This is a genomic window from Robiginitalea sp., assembly GCF_049588695.1.
Classification (GTDB): domain Bacteria; phylum Bacteroidota; class Bacteroidia; order Flavobacteriales; family Flavobacteriaceae; genus Robiginitalea.
Genome location: NZ_JBAVZJ010000178.1, coordinates 1 through 3,791, shown reverse-complemented (window position 1 = coordinate 3,791; position 3,791 = coordinate 1). Strand labels below are relative to the sequence as shown.

Here is a 3,791-nt window from a genome sequence, read left to right as displayed (position 1 = left end):
AAAAACCGTGTTGGTATACCCCGTTGGGGTTTCCAAAGGTCGAAGTTCCAAAAATCGGTAATCCCCGTTGTCTGCCAGTCGGCTGTTCTCGGTATCACCGTAGCTAAAGACAACCTGTTGTACGATTTCGTCTGAAGTGGCACGGTTAGACATCACCAGGGCCCTGCCCTTTTCCTGCATCAGATTCATGGCAAAGTCATCCTTACGGCTGTTAAAGGGACTGCCAACATTGACGGCCAGACCAACTTTTCTCGAGGCCACCTGAACCGCAAAGAGATCGAGACCTCCGTATCCTTTATGTCCTTCTGAGGCGAAAAACAACATTTCATTGTCCAATACCTGGGGATAGAGGTCATTTTTAGGAGTGTTTACCTTTTCCCCGAGATTCTGTGCCACTCCAAGACTTCCATCCCGGCTAATTTCCGCAACATAGATATCGAAATCACCATAGGATCCCGGCATATTGGAGGCGAAGAACAAACGCTTACCGTCCCTGGAGAGTGCCGGGTGCATTACCGAGGCGTATTTCGGGGCCAGAGGTACTTCCTGAATATTATTCCAGTTACCCTCCGCGTACTCAGCTCTGTACAACTTGTGTTGCAGTTGTTTTTTAGAAAACAATCCGGTAAGTGGTTTTACATACACGGCACGACTGAAATAGGCCGTCTTTCCGTCTGCGGAAAGTGCCACCGGGGGGTTATAAGCATAGGGTAAATTGGAACGACCCGAAACAGCCTCGGCCTCACGTGGGATCGCATAACCCTGAAGACGGGTAAGTGCATCATTTTTGGCTACCTCTCCCTCACTTATGAATTTGGGGATTTGATACTCCTCTGCCAGGGTTTGGGTCAGTCGGTCTGCTACCGGTCCTTTTTGAATTTGATAATCCTGGGAGACCTGGGTATGCCAGTCACGCTCGGTGTCCAGTTCGGGGAAATTCCGGATTCCCGCTTTGTGCTGGGCCACCATCAGTCGCTCTTTATAACTTGCGGATATCCCATCCTCCCCGACCAAATCGATAAGTTTCTGATACCAGAAGGCCGCAGTGCGGAACTTACCGGTTAAAAAATTTACGTTGCCAAGGTCTTCAAAGATTTCCTTTTCGGAATATCCCATCTGAACCAGGTTCATATAATCGTCTATTTGCCGGTCGGCTTCTTTGCGCAAGGCCTCATGGGCGGCTTGCGGGTTGGCAATTTGTCCGACCGCATTGAAACTGAGAAGGAAACATCCCAGAATCACTGTCATTTTAAAGGGGTTGAAATTGAGCATAATTTGAGATTTGGGGTTTAATACGCTCAAATTTCAAAAAGCAATGCGTTGGCTAATTATGAATTTTTCACAGGATTTGGATCAAAACGACCTCAAAATTGTTAAAATGCAATGGGGACACTGTGAGAAATTCACAGTTTCGGTCATGGAAGGTATTTATCCGACAAGGGAAACCCCTTTCGCGTTTTGCCCCCGGAATGCGAGGCGGCAGATCGGATATTTTATACGTTTCTCCGAGAATATTTATCGACGTACTGTGGAATAAGCTCCATGTTAACATTATTGATTTTTGGGTCTGATCTTGTTTTCAGAAACAGACATAACCCTGGAGATCCCTGCTGAAGTCTTCATCCGAAGCGCCGGATTACGGGTTTCGGAAAGCTGCAGAGCTTCAAAAATGATTTTTTTTACTGCGGTCTCCGGGAATGTATCCATATCCCTGACCTTAATATGTCTGATAAGTTTGCCGGTACCTTCCAGGGGAAGTGTCCCTTTAGAGAGCTCGGCCCCTCTGTTGAACCCCAGGTTTACGTGCGTCTTATATACCGCGATATGGCAGAAAGCGTCATGCAACTTTTCAGACTTTGAATAGGCCATGGACACGGCATTGTATCCATCCCAAATCAGTTCATTGGCCTCGGGGACCCATTCCAATATCAGCTGACGAAGTGCTAACGCTATATGCTGAACACCCGCACCATAGGGATTGAGGAAGATTTCTAAATGGGGGTGCGCCTTCATTGACTATATTTCAGCTTGAATATCTGGGTAGATGAAGTTCGCAATTACATATTCTCTTCAAGGGCATTCCTGCTAATGGCCCAAAGAAAAATGAACAGTGCGGCAGTCCCCGGAAATAAGAACAAAAAGGGAAATTGTCCTATCCCTGGATTGACAATAGCCAGAACAAGAAAAGCAATTATTGCCAAAACTGCTCCCCGTAATTCCCATTTCCACGCAAGTCCGAGCCCAAGGAGAACAATCCCGAATAGTGCCAGTTGCACAATGGAATTAGCATTCAAAGGCTCCGAGTTTGAAGATTCCGGAGGAAAAAAGGTCTCCCCGATAAACATGAATAGGGAAAACAGAATAAGAAGGCCGCTTAGACCGCGTACTTCCCACCTGAAAATTTTTCTTCCCCTCATGGGACTAGCCTAAGTTCGCCTCCTTTTGTTCTTTTTCCTTTAATTGCTTCACCAGATCGAGCGCATCGGGTACGACATCACTGCATAAAACAATGAGGGATCCTTCTACAGCGTTTTCCACGGCGTGGTGAATCGCTTCTTTTTCAGAAGGAATTACCGTGATCTTTTTCTCGGGGTATTTAGAAAGAATACCATTTCGCAGCATGGCAATGAGCTCTTTTTCTGTCCGACCCCGTAAGTGCTTGTCCTGGCGGATAATGATTTCATCAAACATCTCTGCGGCGATACTGCCAATTTCATTATTATCCTCTTCACGCCTGTCCCCTATACCGGCAACAACACCCACCTTTACCGAAGCCTCAATTTCATTTGTGAATTTCTGAAGGGCCCGCATCCCTGCCGGATTATGAGCGTAGTCCAGTAAAATTTTAAACTTATTGAATTCGAAGAGGTTCAACCTGCCCGGAGTTTGGGAGGCAGAGGGCAGGAAAGTCTCCAAAGCAGCCTTCATGTCCTCGATGCTGATCCCCCGGACATTGGAAGCTATTACAGCAGGCAATATATTTTGAATCATAAACTTGGCCCGACCGCCGTATGTCAGGGGAATCCTGTCGGCTTTCATAATCCTCATTTTCCAGGTACCCCGGCATAGGGTCACGTATCCGTTTTCATAAACGGCCGTGATTCCTCCTTTGCGCTGTAAAGCCTTAATTCGTGGATTTTCTTCGTCCATTGAAAACAAGGCAACATTGCAGTTGACCGATTTTCGCATCTCGTAGACCAAATCATCGTCTGCGTTTAAAATGGCATAGCCGTCAGGAAGCACCGTTTCGGGAACTACAGACTTCACCCTGGCCAGTTGCTCTATCGTATGGATTCCTTTCAACCCCAAATGGTCTGCCGAAATATTGGTTACTATAGCGATATCACACTTGGAAAACCCCAGGCCGGCCCTGAGAATACCTCCTCGTGCACATTCCAGAACAGCAAAGTTTACGGTAGGATCCTTTAAAACGAATTCAGCACTCTGAGGGCCCGTGCAGTCCCCCTTCATCAAGAGCCTGTTTTGTATGTATACCCCGTCGCTGGTGGTGTATCCCACGCGATATCCGGACATTTTTGCCATATGGGCCATCAACCGGCTCGTCGTGGTTTTGCCATTGGTCCCAGTAATCGCCACAATTGGAATTCTGCCTTTGTTCCCCTGTTGCGGAAACAGTTTATCCACGACCGGGGCAGCGACATTGCGCGGCAGTCCCGTAGTAGGGGCGAGGTGCATTCTGAAGCCAGGGCCCGCATTGACCTCCAGCACTGCACCTCCGGTGTCCGAAAGGGGCTTGCTGATATCCGTGGTCATGATATCTATCCCGCAAA

The 3,791-nt window shown here is 47.6% G+C and carries 4 protein-coding genes; all 4 read right to left on the bottom strand.

The features are described from left to right. The coding region (locus WBV75_RS04355) for a hypothetical protein (RefSeq protein WP_424119430.1) at window positions 1-1,272 on the bottom strand (1,272 nt) is incomplete at its 3' end. A 279-nt stretch (window positions 1,273-1,551) separates the two neighbouring features. Further along, window positions 1,552-2,013 (bottom strand): DUF1801 domain-containing protein, encoded by a 462-nt coding sequence (locus WBV75_RS04350; RefSeq protein ID WP_424119429.1) that lies wholly within the window; start codon window positions 2,011-2,013, stop codon window positions 1,552-1,554. Window positions 2,014-2,057: 44 nt separating this feature from the next. Next, window positions 2,058-2,417, bottom strand: a complete 360-nt coding sequence (locus WBV75_RS04345; protein WP_424119428.1) for a DUF7670 domain-containing protein — start codon at window positions 2,415-2,417, stop codon at window positions 2,058-2,060. Between the two features lie 4 nt (window positions 2,418-2,421). Then, on the bottom strand, window positions 2,422-3,791 hold a 1,370-nt coding region (locus WBV75_RS04340; RefSeq protein WP_424119427.1), incomplete at its 5' end, for a Mur ligase family protein.

Coding starts and splice junctions, on each gene's coding strand:
- WBV75_RS04345 (WP_424119428.1), bottom strand. CDS start 2,417: ATGAGGGGAAGAAAAATTTTCAGGTGGGAAGTACGCGGTCTAAGCGGC.
- WBV75_RS04350 (WP_424119429.1), bottom strand. CDS start 2,013: ATGAAGGCGCACCCCCATTTAGAAATCTTCCTCAATCCCTATGGTGCG.